Origin of the sequence: Methylobacterium sp. Leaf102, assembly GCF_001422425.1 — a bacterium.
Lineage (GTDB): Bacteria > Pseudomonadota > Alphaproteobacteria > Rhizobiales > Beijerinckiaceae > Methylobacterium.
In genome coordinates this window covers 84,564-99,473 of sequence record NZ_LMMX01000040.1, presented here as the reverse complement: position 1 = coordinate 99,473, position 14,910 = coordinate 84,564, and the positions used below count along the sequence as shown (strand labels likewise).

14 protein-coding genes are annotated in these 14,910 nt (G+C 69.7%); 7 read left to right on the top strand and 7 right to left on the bottom strand.

The genetic code is table 11. The features are described from left to right. Nucleotides 1-72: 72 nt before the first annotated feature. Together groL and groES are read right to left on the bottom strand one after the other, a co-directional pair. Nucleotides 73-1,728 carry a chaperonin GroEL gene (groL, locus tag ASF27_RS20245; RefSeq protein ID WP_056362955.1) on the bottom strand — a complete coding sequence of 552 codons (1,656 nt, stop codon included), beginning with the start codon at nucleotides 1,726-1,728 and terminating at the stop codon, nucleotides 73-75. A gap of 99 nt (nucleotides 1,729-1,827) precedes the next feature. Next, nucleotides 1,828-2,115 (bottom strand): co-chaperone GroES, encoded by a 288-nt coding sequence (gene groES / locus ASF27_RS20240; protein ID WP_056094907.1) that lies wholly within the window; start codon nucleotides 2,113-2,115, stop codon nucleotides 1,828-1,830. A 213-nt stretch (nucleotides 2,116-2,328) separates the two neighbouring features. Here groES and ASF27_RS20235 point away from each other — a divergent pair, with 213 nt between their 5' ends. The 4 genes from ASF27_RS20235 to ASF27_RS20220 all read left to right on the top strand — a co-directional run bounded on the left by ASF27_RS20235 (nucleotide 2,329) and on the right by ASF27_RS20220 (nucleotide 7,744). Further along, nucleotides 2,329-3,339, top strand: coding sequence for a magnesium transporter CorA family protein (locus ASF27_RS20235; RefSeq protein ID WP_056174448.1), 1,011 nt, complete (start codon nucleotides 2,329-2,331; stop codon nucleotides 3,337-3,339). 103 nt (nucleotides 3,340-3,442) lie between these two features. Next, nucleotides 3,443-4,933 carry a lipopolysaccharide biosynthesis protein gene (locus ASF27_RS20230; protein WP_056362951.1) on the top strand — a complete coding sequence of 497 codons (1,491 nt, stop codon included), beginning with the start codon at nucleotides 3,443-3,445 and terminating at the stop codon, nucleotides 4,931-4,933. A gap of 59 nt (nucleotides 4,934-4,992) precedes the next feature. Continuing rightward, nucleotides 4,993-6,195, top strand: a complete 1,203-nt coding sequence (locus ASF27_RS20225) for an FAD-binding protein (protein ID WP_056362948.1) — start codon at nucleotides 4,993-4,995, stop codon at nucleotides 6,193-6,195. Nucleotides 6,196-6,388: 193 nt separating this feature from the next. Then, complete coding sequence (locus tag ASF27_RS20220) at nucleotides 6,389-7,744, top strand: heterodisulfide reductase-related iron-sulfur binding cluster (protein ID WP_056362945.1); 1,356 nt, start codon at nucleotides 6,389-6,391, stop codon at nucleotides 7,742-7,744. A gap of 9 nt (nucleotides 7,745-7,753) precedes the next feature. On the opposite strand, the gene ASF27_RS20215 is transcribed toward ASF27_RS20220, so the two are convergent. Next, nucleotides 7,754-8,722 (bottom strand): MBL fold metallo-hydrolase, encoded by a 969-nt coding sequence (locus tag ASF27_RS20215; protein WP_082479400.1) that lies wholly within the window; start codon nucleotides 8,720-8,722, stop codon nucleotides 7,754-7,756. Nucleotides 8,723-8,813: 91 nt separating this feature from the next. On the opposite strand from ASF27_RS20215, the gene ASF27_RS20210 reads away from it, so the two are divergent. Beyond that, nucleotides 8,814-9,572 (top strand): AraC family transcriptional regulator, encoded by a 759-nt coding sequence (locus ASF27_RS20210; RefSeq protein ID WP_056362942.1) that lies wholly within the window; start codon nucleotides 8,814-8,816, stop codon nucleotides 9,570-9,572. A gap of 5 nt (nucleotides 9,573-9,577) precedes the next feature. Here ASF27_RS20210 and ASF27_RS20205 read toward each other — a convergent pair whose 3' ends face one another. Genes ASF27_RS20205 through fumC form a run of 3 tightly spaced genes read right to left on the bottom strand, consistent with a single transcriptional unit; the run spans nucleotide 9,578 to nucleotide 11,443 of the window. Continuing rightward, nucleotides 9,578-9,802 (bottom strand): ribbon-helix-helix domain-containing protein, encoded by a 225-nt coding sequence (locus tag ASF27_RS20205; RefSeq protein ID WP_056362940.1) that lies wholly within the window; start codon nucleotides 9,800-9,802, stop codon nucleotides 9,578-9,580. A gap of 13 nt (nucleotides 9,803-9,815) precedes the next feature. After that, nucleotides 9,816-10,004: a DUF4169 family protein gene (locus tag ASF27_RS20200; RefSeq protein ID WP_056362937.1), complete on the bottom strand. Its 189-nt coding sequence runs from the start codon at nucleotides 10,002-10,004 to the stop codon at nucleotides 9,816-9,818. 11 nt (nucleotides 10,005-10,015) lie between these two features. Beyond that, nucleotides 10,016-11,443 (bottom strand): class II fumarate hydratase, encoded by a 1,428-nt coding sequence (fumC, locus tag ASF27_RS20195; RefSeq protein WP_056362934.1) that lies wholly within the window; start codon nucleotides 11,441-11,443, stop codon nucleotides 10,016-10,018. A 139-nt stretch (nucleotides 11,444-11,582) separates the two neighbouring features. On the opposite strand from fumC, the gene ASF27_RS20190 reads away from it, so the two are divergent. Further along, nucleotides 11,583-12,980 carry a cytochrome P450 gene (locus tag ASF27_RS20190; RefSeq protein WP_056362930.1) on the top strand — a complete coding sequence of 466 codons (1,398 nt, stop codon included), beginning with the start codon at nucleotides 11,583-11,585 and terminating at the stop codon, nucleotides 12,978-12,980. 57 nt (nucleotides 12,981-13,037) lie between these two features. Here ASF27_RS20190 and ASF27_RS20185 read toward each other — a convergent pair whose 3' ends face one another. After that, nucleotides 13,038-13,712 (bottom strand): ClpXP protease specificity-enhancing factor SspB, encoded by a 675-nt coding sequence (locus ASF27_RS20185; RefSeq protein WP_056174465.1) that lies wholly within the window; start codon nucleotides 13,710-13,712, stop codon nucleotides 13,038-13,040. Between the two features lie 300 nt (nucleotides 13,713-14,012). Here ASF27_RS20185 and ASF27_RS20180 point away from each other — a divergent pair, with 300 nt between their 5' ends. Next, on the top strand, nucleotides 14,013-14,822 hold the full coding sequence (locus ASF27_RS20180) for a CPBP family intramembrane glutamic endopeptidase (protein ID WP_244481074.1): 810 nt from the start codon (nucleotides 14,013-14,015) through the stop codon (nucleotides 14,820-14,822). Nucleotides 14,823-14,910 lie beyond the last annotated feature (88 nt).

Below are 14,910 nucleotides of genomic sequence, written 5' to 3'. Positions count from 1 at the left end.
CTCTCGGCCACGAAAAAGGGGCCGCCTCTCGGCGACCCCCTCTATCAAGTTCGGCTCAAGACGCTCGGACTTTTAGAAGTCCATGCCGCCCATGCCGCCGCCCATGCCGCCGCCGCCCGGCATACCGCCGCCGGCGCTGTCCTTCTTCGGAGCATCGGCGATCATGGCTTCCGTGGTCACCAGCAGGCCGGCGATGGAGGAGGCATCCTGCAGGGCGGTCCGCACGACCTTGGCCGGGTCGACGATGCCGGCCTGGATCATGTCCACGTACTCTTCGGTCTGGGCGTTGAAGCCGTAGGTGATCGAAGAGGTGTTGTCGGTGATCTTGCCGACGACGATGGAGCCTTCGACGCCGGAGTTGGCGGCGATCTGACGGATCGGCGCCTCGAGGGCCTTCAGCACGATCTTGATGCCGGCCTGGACGTCCGGGTTGTCGCTCTTGAGGGCGCGGACGGCCTCGCGGGCGCGGAGGAGGGCGGTGCCGCCGCCCGGGACGATGCCCTCTTCCACCGCAGCGCGGGTGGCGTTGAGCGCGTCGTCGACGCGGTCCTTCTTCTCCTTGACCTCGACCTCGGTCGCGCCGCCGACGCGGATGACCGCGACGCCGCCGGCGAGCTTGGCCAGACGCTCCTGGAGCTTCTCACGGTCGTAGTCCGAGGTGGTCTCCTCGATCTGCGCCTTGATCTGGGCGACGCGGGCCTCGATGTCCGACTTCTCGCCGAGACCGTCGATGATCGTGGTGGTCTCCTTCTCGATGCGGATGCGCTTGGCGCGGCCGAGCATCGGCAGGGTGACGTTCTCGAGCTTGATGCCGAGGTCCTCGGCGATCATCTGACCCTGGGTCAGGATCGCGATGTCCTCGAGCATGGCCTTGCGGCGATCGCCGAAGCCCGGAGCCTTGACAGCCGCGACCTTGAGGCCGCCGCGCAGCTTGTTCACCACGAGGGTGGCGAGCGCCTCGCCCTCGATGTCCTCGGCGATGATGACGAGGGGCTTGCCCGTCTGCACCACGGCCTCGAGAACCGGCAGCATCGCCTGGAGCGACGAGAGCTTCTTCTCGTGGATGAGGATGTAGGGGTCCTCGAGCTCGGCGACCATCTTCTCCGCGTTCGTGATGAAGTACGGGGAGAGGTAGCCGCGGTCGAACTGCATGCCCTCGACGACGTCGAGCTCGGTCTCGGCTGTCTTGGCCTCCTCGACGGTGATGACACCCTCGTTGCCGACCTTCTGCATGGCGTGGGCGATCATCTCGCCGATTTCCTTGTCGCCATTGGCCGAGATGGTGCCGACCTGGGCGACTTCCTCGGACGAGGCGACCTTCTTGGCGCGGCCCGTGATGTCCTTCACGGCGGCGGTGGTGGCGAGGTCGATGCCGCGCTTCAGGTCCATCGGGTTCATGCCGGCGGCGACGTACTTGGCGCCTTCACGGACGATGGCCTGGGCCAGGACGGTGGCGGTGGTGGTGCCGTCGCCCGCGATGTCGTTGGTCTTCGAGGCCACTTCGCGCACCATCTGGGCGCCCATGTTCTCGAACTTGTCGGCGAGCTCGATCTCCTTGGCGACGGTGACGCCGTCCTTGGTGATGCGGGGAGCGCCGAAGCTCTTCTCGATGACGACGTTACGACCCTTGGGGCCGAGGGTCACCTTCACTGCGTCGGCCAGGATATCGACGCCGCGCAGCATCTTCTCGCGGGCGTCGGAGCCGAAACGGACTTCTTTCGCTGCCATGTTCAAATCCTCATGCGGTGGGAAGCCCCGAGGCGCTCAGAGTAGAAGCGCGCTCAAAGGGCTCGGGTAGGGGGACGAAGGAAGAGGGCAGATCACCGTTCAGGCGACGACGCCCATGATGTCGGATTCCTTCATGATCAGGAGATCTTGACCGTCGATCTTGACCTCGGTGCCGGACCACTTGCCGAACAGCACGCGATCGCCGGCCTTGACGTCGAGGGGATTGATGCGGCCGGCCTCGTCGCGGGCGCCGGGGCCGACGGCGACGATCTCGCCCTCTTGCGGCTTCTCCTTGGCGGTGTCGGGGATGATGATGCCCCCCTTGGTCTTCTCTTCGCCTTCGATACGGCGAACGACGACACGGTCGTGCAGCGGACGGAACTTCATGAGCTGCCCTCTTGCTCTAAATTCATGGATGGCGTTGATGCGGCGCGGCAGCGCGCTCAACCCAGGCCGTTAGCACTCTCGATCGGTGAGTGCCAACGATGCCGCGGAGGTAGGCGCATGCCTTGCGTGAGTCAAGACTGTCGCAGGTCGGCGCGACGGTTGCGCGACGGCAATTCTCTCCCGATCCGCTCCGCCACGGACCAATCATCCCCGATGATCAGCCTTCATGGACCACAGGGTGCGGTCGGGTCCCCCGCCACCGACGGCGCCGGACCGATGCCTGCCGCCACGGTGTGGATCGACCTCGACGACCCGAGTGCCGAGGAGGCGCAGCGCATCGAGGACGCGACGGGCATCCGCGTCCCATCGCGAAAAGCCCTCAGCGAGGTGGAGAATTCGAGCCGGCTGCGGCGTCTCAAGAACGGCTTCTCGCTGTCGACGCCGATGATCACCTTCGACAAGGTCGATTCGTTGTTGAAGCCCCTGGGGTTCGTCCTGACCAAGGACCACCTCGTAACCGTGCGGTTCCACGATCTGCGCGCGTTCGCGGAGGTGAAGAAGCGCATCGCCGAGGGCGACGGCCCGTCCACCACGAGCACGGAGATCTTCCTCCTGCTCATGGAGGAGTTGGTCGACAGCCTCGCCGATTCCCTGGAGGACATGGGCGCCGATCTCGATGCCCTCTCGACCCGGATCTTCGACTTCGACGTGCGGGGCGGCGCGCCCGCCAGCGACGACAAGCTCAAGACCCAGACGCCGCGACGGCGCGATCTGGCGCTCCGCCGGATCCTGCGCGGCATCGGCCGGCGCGGCAAGGCGCTCGGCAAGATCCGGTCCAGCCTGCTGGGTCTCGAACGCATCGTCCCCTTCGTCGCAAACGAGTGCGAGCACCTGCTCGGCGCCGAGCAGGTGCCGCGCTTCGAGGCCGTGCGACGGGACATCGCCTCCCTCGACGAGTTCGAGATCCGTCAATCGGAGAACGTCCAGTTCCTCCTCGACGCCACCCTCGGCCTCATCAACATGGAGCAGAACAACACCTTCCGGGTGCTGACCGTGGTCTCGGTCGTGGGCATTCCGCCGACCCTCGTGACCTCACTCTACGGCATGAATTTCAAGCACATGCCCGAACTCGATTGGGCCTACGGATATCCCTACGGCCTCGCCCTCGTGGTTCTCAGCGCCCTCGTGCCGATCGTGTTCTTCCGCATGCGGGGGTGGTTCTGAGGATCGTCACGCCGGGCGGTTGACGGATTCTTTGCGCACCTCCGCTTAGGGTCCAGCCAAAGGCGCGAGCGCCCCGCTCGGCGCAAGGCTGCCCGTTCCCGCCATGGCCGTGATCTGCGCCTTCGTCCTCAACGCCGGGCTGAACTTCGTGCTCGGCCTGCTCATCGCGAAGCTGCTGGGCCCGGCGGATTTCGGTCTGTTCGCGCTGGCCACCGCCGGCGCCATCGTGGCCAACACGGTGCTGTTCGAATGGCTGCGCCTGTCGGCGACGCGGTTCTACTCGGCCCGCGTCCGCGATCAGGAGCCGTGGATCCGCCAGGGTCTCGACCGGGCCTACGTCGTACTCGGCGCCGGGCTCCTCGCCGCCGCCCTGGTCTGCGCCGGATTCGGCGTGGAGGCGGGGCCCGAGAGCCGCGCGGCCATCACGGCGGGCGCGGGCGTGGCCGCCCTCGGGATCGGAGTGTTCGACTACCACGCGGCGCTCGCCCGCGCCCGCTTCGACGGTGGCCTCTACTTCCGGCTGGTGGCGATCAAGAACGCCTTGGCCTTCGTGCTCATGGCCGGCACGGCGTGGCTCCTGCCCCAGCCGGCCTGGGTGCTCGCCGCGGCGGGCCTGAGCCAGTTCCTCGCCGCCGCGATCCTATGGCGGCCCATGCGCGATCCCGTGAGCCCGCGCCTGCGCGTGCGCCTCGCCGAGACCTGGCGGCTGTTCCTCGCCTACGGCCTGCCCTTGATCGCCGCCAACGCCATCTATCAGCTGCTGCCGTTCCTCAATCGCGGCACCATCGCGGCCCAGGCCGGGCTGGCCGAGGCCGGCTACTTCGCCCTCGCGGCCGACGTCACCACGCGCAGCATCGGCACGCTGGGCACCGCCCTCGACCTCCTGCTGTTCCAGCTCGCCGTGCGCGTCGAGGAGGAGGAGGGCCGCGCGGCCGCCGAGGCCCAGGTCGGGCGCAACGTCGGCGTGGTGGTCGCCCTGCTGCTGCCCTGCGCCGTCGGGTTCTGGGCGATCCTTCCCGCCCTCCAGGCCCTGGTGGTGCCGGAGGCCTATCGCGGCCCATTCGCGAGCTATGCCGGGCTGATGATCCCGGGCTTCTTCTGCCTCGCGATGATGAACTTCGCCCTCAATCCGATCTTCCAGATCCGCCGCAGGACCCTGCCGGTGATCGCCGCCGCCCTGGTGGGCCTCGCCGTCGACGCCCTCGGCCTGTGGCTGCTGCCGCCGCTCATGGGACCGGAAGGCATCGCGGCGGCGCAGACGGCGGGTCTCGCCGCCGCCACCGGGTTCCTGGCGCTCCGGGCGCTCACGGGGCCGGAGCGCCTGCGCCTGCCGTGGCGCGATCTCCTGATGGCCGGTATCGCCTGTGCGGCCATGGCCCTGTGCCTCGTACCCCTGCGCCATCTCGAGCCCGTGCGGGCCCTCGCGGTCAGCCTGCCCCTCGGCTTCCTCGTCGTCGGAGGGTTCACCTGGGTCCTGGACATCGCCGGCCTGCGCACCCTCATCGCAGCCCGCTTGGCGGCGCGGCGCGCAGGACCGTCGAAAGCGGGAACCGGACGCACCGGACCGGATGCAATCGCGAACGATTCTCATTAGGATCGGAGCACAAAACACGAAGACGGACCGGGCGCGCCGCCCGGCCAGGGCGGGAAACAATGCGGTCATACGAGCCTCACGACGCGGATGCGGCGGCGGACATCGTCCGCGCGGCCGCCGACCGGACGGAGCGCCTGCGCCTCGTCGGCGGCGGCACCAAGGCCGGGATCGGCCGCCCGGCCGGGAATCCCGCATCCGAGGACGAGGCGACGCTGTCCACCGCCGGATTGTCGGGCATCACCCTCTACGAACCGGCCGAGATGGTGGTCTCGGCGCTCGCCGGCACACCGCTCGCCGAGGTGCAGGCCCTGCTCGCCGGGCGCGGCCAGATGCTGCCCTTCGAGCCCATGGACCATCGCGGCCTGTTGGGGACGCACGGCACGCCAAGCTTCGGCGCGGTGGCATCCACGAACAATTCCGGCCCCCGCCGGATCAATGCCGGGGCGGCCCGCGACAGCCTCATCGGCGTGCGCTTCGTCAACGGACGCGGCGAGATCATCAAGTCCGGCGGTCGGGTGATGAAGAACGTCACCGGCCTCGATCTCGTGAAGCTCGTGGCCGGCGCCTGGGGCACCCTCGGGCTGCTCACGGAGGTCACCTTCAAGGTGCTGCCGGTGCAGGAGCGAGTGTCGACCCTGGTGTTCGCAGGCCTCGACGATGACCGGGCCGTCGCCGCCCTCTCGGCCGCCCTCGGCTCGCCGTTCGAGCTCACCGGCGCCGCCCACCTGCCGGCCGGTATCGGCGGCCCCGAAGCCCGCACCGCCATGCGGGTCGAGGGGTTTTCGGATTCGGTCGCCTATCGGCTCGGTGAACTGACGAAGCTGCTCAAGCGCTTCGGTGCGCCCGAGATCGTCGAGGGCGACACCGGCACCGCCCTGTGGACCGGTATCCGCGACGCCGCCCCCCTGGCCGAGCCGGCGGATGCCGCCATCTGGCGTCTCTCCACCGCCCCGACCTGCGGCCCCGCCCTGGCAGCCGCCATCGCGGCGGAGCGCGACGCGCGGTGGTTCTACGATTGGGGCGGCGGCCTGATCTGGCTCGCGACCGCGGCCGAGGGCGATGCCGGGGCCGCGACCGTGCGGGCGGCGGTGAAGGCGCAGGGCGGCCACGCCACCCTGGTACGCGCGCCCGACGCCGTGCGCGCCGCCGTGCCGGTGTTCGAGCCCCTGTCCGAGCCGCTGATGCGGATCACGGCGGGTCTCAAGGCGGCGCACGACCCAATGGGCGTGTTCAATCCGGGCCGGATGTACGCGGAGATCTGACGTCGCCGCGACATTCTTACCCGCAGGCATCGGCCTTGGGTTCCGGCTATCAAAAACCGGCCTGCCAGTGTTTGGAGCGATTCCAAAGGCTCGGCAGACCCTCCGTTCCGCTCTAAGGTACGGGCGAAGACGACGGGGCCGCCATGCCGATGGTGTGAAGCGGCACCGCGATGGGTGGATTCAGGAACACGCCGTGCAGACCAGTTTCAGCCTGACGCAGCTCGCCGATCCCGCCATGGCGGCCTCGGAAAAGATCCTGCGGACCTGCGTCCATTGCGGTTTCTGCACCGCCACCTGCCCGACCTACCTGCTGCTGGGCGACGAGCTCGACAGTCCGCGCGGCCGCATCTACCTCATCAAAGACATGCTGGAGGGCAACAAGCCCGCCGTGCCGGAGGTGGTCAAGCACATCGACCGCTGCCTGTCGTGCCTGTCCTGCATGACGACCTGCCCCTCGGGTGTGCACTACATGCACCTCGTCGATCACGCCCGCGCGCATATCGAGGAAACCTACACCCGTCCCTTCGGGGACCGGGCGCTCCGGGCGGTGCTGGCCTTCGTGCTGCCCTATCCCAACCGTTTCCGACTGGCTTTGCTCGGCGCCAAGCTCGGGAGCCCGTTCCGCCCCCTGGTGGCGCGGGTGCCCGGCCTCGGCAACCGGCTTGCCGCCATGCTGGATCTCGCCCCGGCCGAATTGCCGAACCGCAACCGCACCGACCGGCCCGGCACCTTTCCGGCTGAGACCCGTGCGCTGGAGGCCAGCGCCGCCCTTCAGGGCACCACGGCCCCGGCCCGCACGGGCCGCGTCGCGCTGCTGCGCGGCTGCGCCCAGAGCGTCCTGCGGCCCGACTTCAACGAGGCGGCGATCCGGCTGCTGACCCGCCACGGCGTCGAGGTGGTGCAGGCCAAGGGGGAGGGCTGCTGCGGCGCGCTCACCCACCACATGGGCAAGGCGGACGCGTCCCATGCCCAGGCGAAACGCACCATCGACGCCTGGATCGCCGAAATGGACGGCGCCGGCCTCGACGCCATCGTGGTCACGGCGTCGGGCTGCGGCACCACCATCAAGGATTACGGCTTCATGTTCCGCGACGACCCGGCCTACGCCGAGAAGGCCGCGCGGGTTTCAGGGATCGCCAAGGACGTGACCGAGTACATGGCCGGTCTCGGCCTGATGCCGACGCTCATCGAGAGCGACCTCGTGGTCGCCTACCACTCCGCCTGCTCGATGCAGCACGGCCAGGGCATCCGCACGGAGCCGAAGAACCTCCTGAAGCGTGCGGGCTTCGCCGTGAAGGACGTACCCGAGGGGCATATCTGCTGCGGCTCGGCCGGCACCTACAACATCCTCCAGCCCGAGATCGCCGGCCGCCTCCGGGACCGCAAGGTCGCCAACATCGAGCGCCTGCGCCCCGACGTCATCGCCACGGGCAACATCGGCTGCGCGACGCAAATCGGGAAGGGCACCGCCATCCCCATCGTCCACACGGTGGAGTTGCTCGACTGGGCCACGGGGGGCCCGAAGCCGGCGGCGCTGGCGTCGGCCTGACGCCCCGGCTCACGGATCGAGTTGGTCGGTGAGGGGGATCCAGCGATAGCCGCTCCCCTGCCGCACCACGTAGCCGAGCGACGGGAAGGCGGCGTGATAGGCCGACACGAGGATCCCGTCCGTGGCGGCCATGTCGTAGATGTGCCGGCGCGTGGCGGCCCCTTGCGCCTTGTCCATGTCGAAGACGGCGTGCCACTCCGGGTGGGCCAGGGACGCGACCTCGTGGTGGGCGCAATCCCCCCAGACCAGCATGCGCTGGCCGGCGCTCTCCAGATGGAAGGCGAGATGTCCCGGCGTATGCCCGAAGGCCGCGAGGGCGGTGATCCCAGGCGCCACCGCATCGCCGGGTTTCACGAAGCGGGTGCGGTCGGCGAGGGGAAGCAGGTGGCTGCGAAACACCCGGGCCGATCGGGCCTCGTTGCTCTCCACCGGCGCCGATAGGCGCGCCCCGTCGCGCCAGAACGAATCTTCGGTGGCACCGACCACGTAGCGCGCCCGCGTGAAGACCGGTCGCCCGTCCTCCATGAGGCCGCCGATGTGGTCGGTGTGGCAGTGGGTCAGCACGACGACGTCGATGGTGTCCGGTGCGAGGCCGGCGCGGGCCAGAAGGTGGGCGAGTTGCCCGCCGGCGGGCCTGGGCACGAACCCGACCGCGCCGTTGCCGGTATCGAACAGGATGGTTTCACGGCCGGTCTGCACCAGGGTGGGGGTGAAGCCGGGCTTGAACCGGTTCGGACGCAGGCGATTCTCCCGCATCAGGGCCTCGACCGCGGCTTGCGGGCGATCCTCCCCGACGATGGGCCAGGGGCCGTCGATCGTCGCGCTCGCATCGAGCAGTGTCGTCACCGTGAAATGCCCGAGCCGGATCCGGTGAATCACGGACTGGGCATCCTCCGGGCAAACCTGCGCTGTGGCGGAGCCGGGCAGCGCCAACGCGAGGGTGGCGGCCGCGAGACTGCGGCGGGTGAGATCGGTCATGATGGGCATTCCCCCGCCGGGCCCAATGCGCCAGGATGTTCCCGGGTCGCCGGCTGCAGGGCAGGGCTAGCATCGTGACGGAGGGCGGCGCTTGAACGAACCTGCTACGCTCGGCCCGCTCTGGCACGTGGAGGGCCCGCAGACGTTCTTCGCCGGGCCGCTCGCCCACAATGCCAGCCACCAGCACGGCGCGCCGGTCTATCTCGCGGGGCTCTACGGTCGCTTCCGGATCCGCTTCCCGGACACGGACTGGATCACCTGCCGAACCGCCTTCGTGCCGGCCGGCCTGGCGCACGAACTCGATTGCGGCGGCGACCCCCTGGCGGTGCTCTACCTCGAACCCGAGGTGTCGCCGCAGGCCCTGACGGGTCTAATGCGGGGCGCATGCTCCATCGCGGGCGCTCGCGTCGGGGCAGGCGGCGAGATCAACGCCCTGCGGGGCCTCTACGAGGATCGCGAAGCCTGCGCCTGGGCCGGCGAGGCTCTGGCCGATCTCGCACGGTTCTCCCTCCAGCGTGCCGACGAGACCCTGGACCGCCGCATCGCCACAATCGTCTCGCGCCTCGGGACCCACCCGCATCCCGAGCTGTCGGCCGGCACGCTGGCGTGCTCCGTGGGCCTGTCCTCGTCGCGGCTGCAGCACCTGTTCACCCAAGAGATCGGCGTGCCGTTCCGGCGCTACCGCGCCTGGCTCCGCATGCGGCGGGCCATCGCCACCATCGTGGCGGGTGCGAACTTCACGGGCGCCGCCCACGCGGCGGGCTTCGCCGATCAGGCCCACTTCGCCAATGCCTTTCGCCGAACGTTCGGGGCGCCGGCCTCGCGCAGCCTCCTGGGCGTTCGCCGCTGAGCGGCTCAGGCGGGCGCGGACGTACGCAATGCCGCCAGCACGAACACCCGGATCGCGGACGACAGGTTCTGCCCGTCCCGGCCCGCATCGATCTCGCCGATCAAGGCTTGCACCGACTTGCCACGCGCTTCGGCGATCTCCCGCAGGGCGTCCCAGAACGGGTCCTCCAGGGACACGCTGGTGCGGTGCCCGGCGATCATCACCGAGCGCTTGGTGATGCCGCCGGTCACGGGGTGCGCCCCTTCACTCCGAGTCCGGCCCCATGAGCTTGTGGCCCTCGTGGCGCGAGACCTCGATGGCCTTCTTGGCGTCCGCCAGGGTCCTGGCCTTCTTCGGGCGGCCGAAGGCGATGCGGTTGTCCGCCGCCTTCGCCTCCTTCTCGGACCGCGCCTTCGCCTTGCGGACGTCGCGCAGGTTGATGATCTCCGCCATGCGCGTCCCCGTCAGTCGGCGCTGGGCGCCAGCATGGTCTCCGGGCGCACCACGCGCTCGAACTCCTCTTGCGTGACGTAGCCGAGCCGCAGGGCCTCCTCCTTCAGGGTGGTGCCGTTCTTGTGCGCGGTCTTCGCGATCTCGGCGGCCTTGTCGTAGCCGATGGAGGGGGCGAGCGCCGTCACCAGCATCAGCGACCGGCTCATGAGGTCGGCGATGCGGTCTTCGTTGGCCTTGATGCCCACCACGCAATTGTCGGCGAAGCTCACGGCCGCGTCGGCGAGGAGCCGGACCGACTGCAGCACCGCGTTGGCGATGACGGGCTTGAACACGTTCAACTCGAAATGGCCCTGGCTGCCGGCGAAGCTCACGGTGGTGCCGTTGCCGATCACCTGGGCGCAGACCATGGTCAGCGCCTCGCACTGGGTCGGATTGACCTTGCCGGGCATGATCGAGGAGCCGGGCTCGTTCTCGGGCAGCGACAGCTCACCGAGGCCGGAGCGCGGTCCGGACGCCAGCAGGCGGATGTCCTGCGCGATCTTGAACAGGCCGGCGGCGAGCGCCGACAGCGCCCCTTGGGTGAACACCAGGGCGTCGTGGGTGGCCAACGCCTCGAACTTGTTCTCGGCCGAGGTGAACGGCAGGCCCGTCAGCTCGGCGACCTTGGCGGCGAACTTCTCCGCGAAATCAGGGTGCGCGTTGAGGCCGGTGCCGACCGCGGTGCCGCCCTGGGCCAGGGCCAGCACGCCCGGTACGGTCGCCTGGACGCGGGCGCTGCCCAAAGCCACCTGCGCGACGTACCCCGAAAATTCCTGACCGAGGGACACCGGCGTCGCGTCCTGCAGGTGGGTGCGGCCGATCTTGACGATGTCGGCGAAGGCCGTCGCCTTGGCGTCGAGGGCGTCGTGCAGGTGCTTCAGGGCCGGCATCAGCCGGTCGTTGATCTCGCGCGACACCGCGATGTGCATGGCGGTGGGGAACACGTCGTTGGACGACTGGCCCCGGTTGCAATGGTCGTTGGGGTGCACCGGCGACTTGCCGCCGCGCTTAGCCCCCAGCAACTCGTTGGCGAGGCTGGCGATCACCTCGTTGGCATTCATGTTGGACTGGGTGCCGGACCCCGTCTGCCACACCACCAGGGGGAATTCCTGGTCGTGCTCGCCCGCGACGACCTCGGCGGCCGACGCCGCGATGGCCTGGGCGACCTTCGGGTCGAGGCCGCCGAGATCCTGGTTCACCAGGGCGGCGGCCTGCTTGACGAGGCCGAGCGCGTGGACGAGGGGCGCCGGCATCCGCTCGGTGCCGATCTTGAAGTTCTGGATCGAGCGCTGGGTCTGAGCCCCCCAGTAGCGATGCGCCGGAACCTCGATAGGGCCGAACGTGTCGGATTCCGTGCGGGTGGCGGGGGTCTCTTCGCTGTGCGTCTCGGTCGGCGACATCGTGGCCTCTTCGTGTGGCTGCGGCGCACCCTACTTAGACCGGGCGGGTCGAAACCGCGATGGTGCCGCGTGACGGTGCCGTGGATGTCTCAACGCTTTTCGAGCGACCGGCCCCGGACCGAGGATCGATGACACGCCGATGATGGATGCCGCCGCCCCGTGCCCGCCCGACGCCCCCGCGCGCTTCCGCCCGGCCGTGCCGCGCCCCCTGCGCCGGCCCATGGGCCTCCTCGCCTTCCTGAAGGCAGCGCGGGCCAACCCGATCACCACCTGGCTCGACGACCATTTCGAGAAGCCCGTGATGGCCGGTGACGGCGCCATGGGCCGCGTCACCGTGGTGAGCGACCCGGCGCTGATCCGCTATCTCTACGTCGAGAACGCCGCCAACTACCGCAAGGACGACCTGCAGCGCCGGGTGCTGGCGCCGGGCCTCGGCAACGGCCTGCTGACGGCTGAGGACGAGGAGTGGAAGCTTCAGCGCCGCACCCTGGCGCCGATCTTCTCCGCCCGCCACGTGCTCGGCTTCGCCGAACCCATGAACGCGGCCGGCGCTCGCATCGCCCGGCGGCTCGCGCGCCGGGACGGGACCACCATCGACGCCGCCCTGGAGATGACCCGCGTCACCCTCGACGTGCTGGAGCGGACGATCTTCACCCAAGGCCTCGCGAGCGACCCGGATGCGTTGGGCCGGGCGATCACGCGGTTTCTCGAAGCCGTCGGGCCCATCGATCCCCTCGACGTGTTCGGGATCCCGAGCTTCGTGCCGCGCATCGGGCGCCTGCGGGCACGCCCCGCCGTGCGGTTCTTCGCCGAGGTGGTGGACGCGCTCATCGACAAGCGCCGCGCCCTCATCGCGGCCGATCGTGCGCCGGCGGACCTCCTGACCCTGCTGCTGAAGGCGCAGGACCCGGAGACCGGTAAGGGCCTGACGGACCTCGAAGTGAAGGCCAACATCGTCACGTTCATCGCGGCCGGCCACGAAACCACCGCCAATGCCCTGACCTGGGCGCTCTACTGCCTGTCACAGGACGACGGTGCGCGGGCGCGAATCGAGGCCGAGGTCGATGCCGTGCCGGCGGGCGAGGGGTTCGATGCCGAGGCGCTGCCCTTCACCAAGGCCGTCATGGAGGAGACCATGCGACTGTTCCCGCCGGTGCCGTTCCTCAGCCGCCAGGCCATCGCGGAGGATCGCATCGGTCGGGTGAAGATCCCCCGGGGTTCCCTCGTGATGGTGGCACCCTACGTGCTTCACCGTCACCGCTCCTTGTGGGACGATCCCGCCGCGTTCGTGCCGGATCGGTTCCTCGGCGAGGCCCGCAAGGACATCCCGCGCTTCGCCTACCTGCCGTTCGGGGCCGGGCCGCGCGTCTGCATCGGCCAGAGCTTCTCCGTGCAGGAAGCGGTGATCGTCCTCGCCCACATCGTCCGGGCCGTGCGCCTGCGGATGGCGGCGGATCACCCGCCGGTCACGCCTCTGCATCGGGTCACCCTGCGGCCGGAGCATGGCCTTCGCATGGGCGTGGAACGGCGAGCCTGAACGCGGCACCGACAGAGGGGAAAACACCGGCCTCCGAAAGGCCGGTGTTCCGGTGGTTCAGCTCTTCTTACGGAACGCGTCGAGGCTGACGACCTCGGCGCTGGCCTCGGTGCCCTCACCCTCGGCCTTCTTCGAAGCGGACGCCTTGCCGACGGACAGCTTGGCGGCGGGCTTGTCGGCTTCGTCCGCGTCCTTGTCGCTCTGCGCCGGCGCGGTGGCGGGACCGATCTTCGGCACGCTGGAGCCGATGGCCGCCAAACCCGTGCCCTTGGGCTTCAGCTCGCTCGGCTCGGAAGCGGCGCCGCGCGGGGCGGTCTTGCCGGTGGCGAGCGGTGTGACGTCGTCGTCGACGGCCTCGACGGCCTCCTCCATGCCCTCGGTCAGGTCGAACTTCAGGCCGAACTGGACGGAGGGGTCGAAGAAGCCCGAGAGCGCGTCGAACGGCACCAGTAGACGCTCAGGCACGCCCGAGAACGACAGCCCGACCTCGAAGGTGTGCTCGTTGACGCCCAGATCCCAGAACTGGTGCTGGAGCACGATGGTCATGTCCTGCGGGTACTTCTCGCGCAGGCGCTGCGACATCCGCACGCCGGGCGCTTCCGTCCGGAAGGACACGTAGAAATGATGCTCGCCCGCGAGCCCGTCCCGGGCCGCGTCGGTGAGCACCTTGCGCACGACGCCGCGCAGGGCGTCCTGCACCAGAAGATCGTAACGGATCAGATCGTCTGCCATCTGCGGTCGCTTATACCCGGTGCCTGGCCGCCGTCGCGCGCCCAAAGGCGCACCGGGGTCGGATGAAAATCGAGCGGAGCGCCGTTGCCGGGTCACTCCGATAATGCCTGTACGGCCTCGACCTTCCGCTGGAACCCGGACCCTGTCCAGACCGCATGCGATGCGTCCAAAGGCCCATGGTTCTGATGGAAGGTGCCGGGTACCGTCGCGCGGTCGGAACGCCCCTCCGACACGGGGACCACGGCGCGCCATCGCTGACGCGTCGTCTGTCCCCTGAACATAGAGAGAGTCAGGCCGCTTTTGAAGCCCGATCCGCGCGTCCTCGCCGAACCCGACGACCCGGCCGCCATCGGGCGGTGGCCGGCGATCGGGCGGGCCGGGCTCGCGATCGCCGCCATGGTGCTGTGGGTCGCCTTCCTCCTCAGTGCCGCGAGCGTGATCGCCCTGGTGATCGTCCGGGTCGGCGCCGATTGGATCGACGGGCTCGATCCGTTCTCGGCCGCCGGACGCGGTCCCCTGCGCCCGCGCCAGTTCGCCGTCCGGGCCCTCGCCCTCGATGCGGTCCGCCAGGGCATCCTCGCCCTCCTCGTTCTGGCCGCCGCCCGCTGGGCAGCCGGCCCCGACTGGCGCCGGATCCTGGCCCTGTCGGCCCCGCGCGATGCGCGCCTGCCGCGGCGGACCTTCGGGTGGCTCCTCGTCGCCTGGCCCATCGTCCATATCACCTGGGTCACGGGGACCGGGGCGATGTTCGGCGCGCCGGTGGCCCGCCACGCCACCCTGTCGCCGTCCCTGCTCGCCGTGGGCATCGTCCTGTGGCTCGCCACCGTGGTGGTGTTGGCGCCCGTGGCGGAGGAACTGCTGATGCGGGGCTTCGTCTTCGCCCGCGGTCTGACCCGCGCCGGTCCGGTCCTCACCATCCTCACCACCGCCGGGCTGTTCGCGGGTGCGCACATCAACGGTTTCGGCCTCGCCCGGCCGATCTCGCTCCTGCCGCTGGCGCTGATACTCGGCTGGCTGCGCTGGCGTGGCGGCCGGCTGTGGCCGTGCATCCTCCTCCACGCCTGGAGCAACCTCGCCATGATCGCCTGGGTGCTCTGGCCCGAGGGATGAGGATCGTTAGGGACAATCCGCGCGGACGGCGTGGATGATCTCGCCTCGACGACCGGGACCCGTTATTCGAGAGCCACAGTCGGAGCCG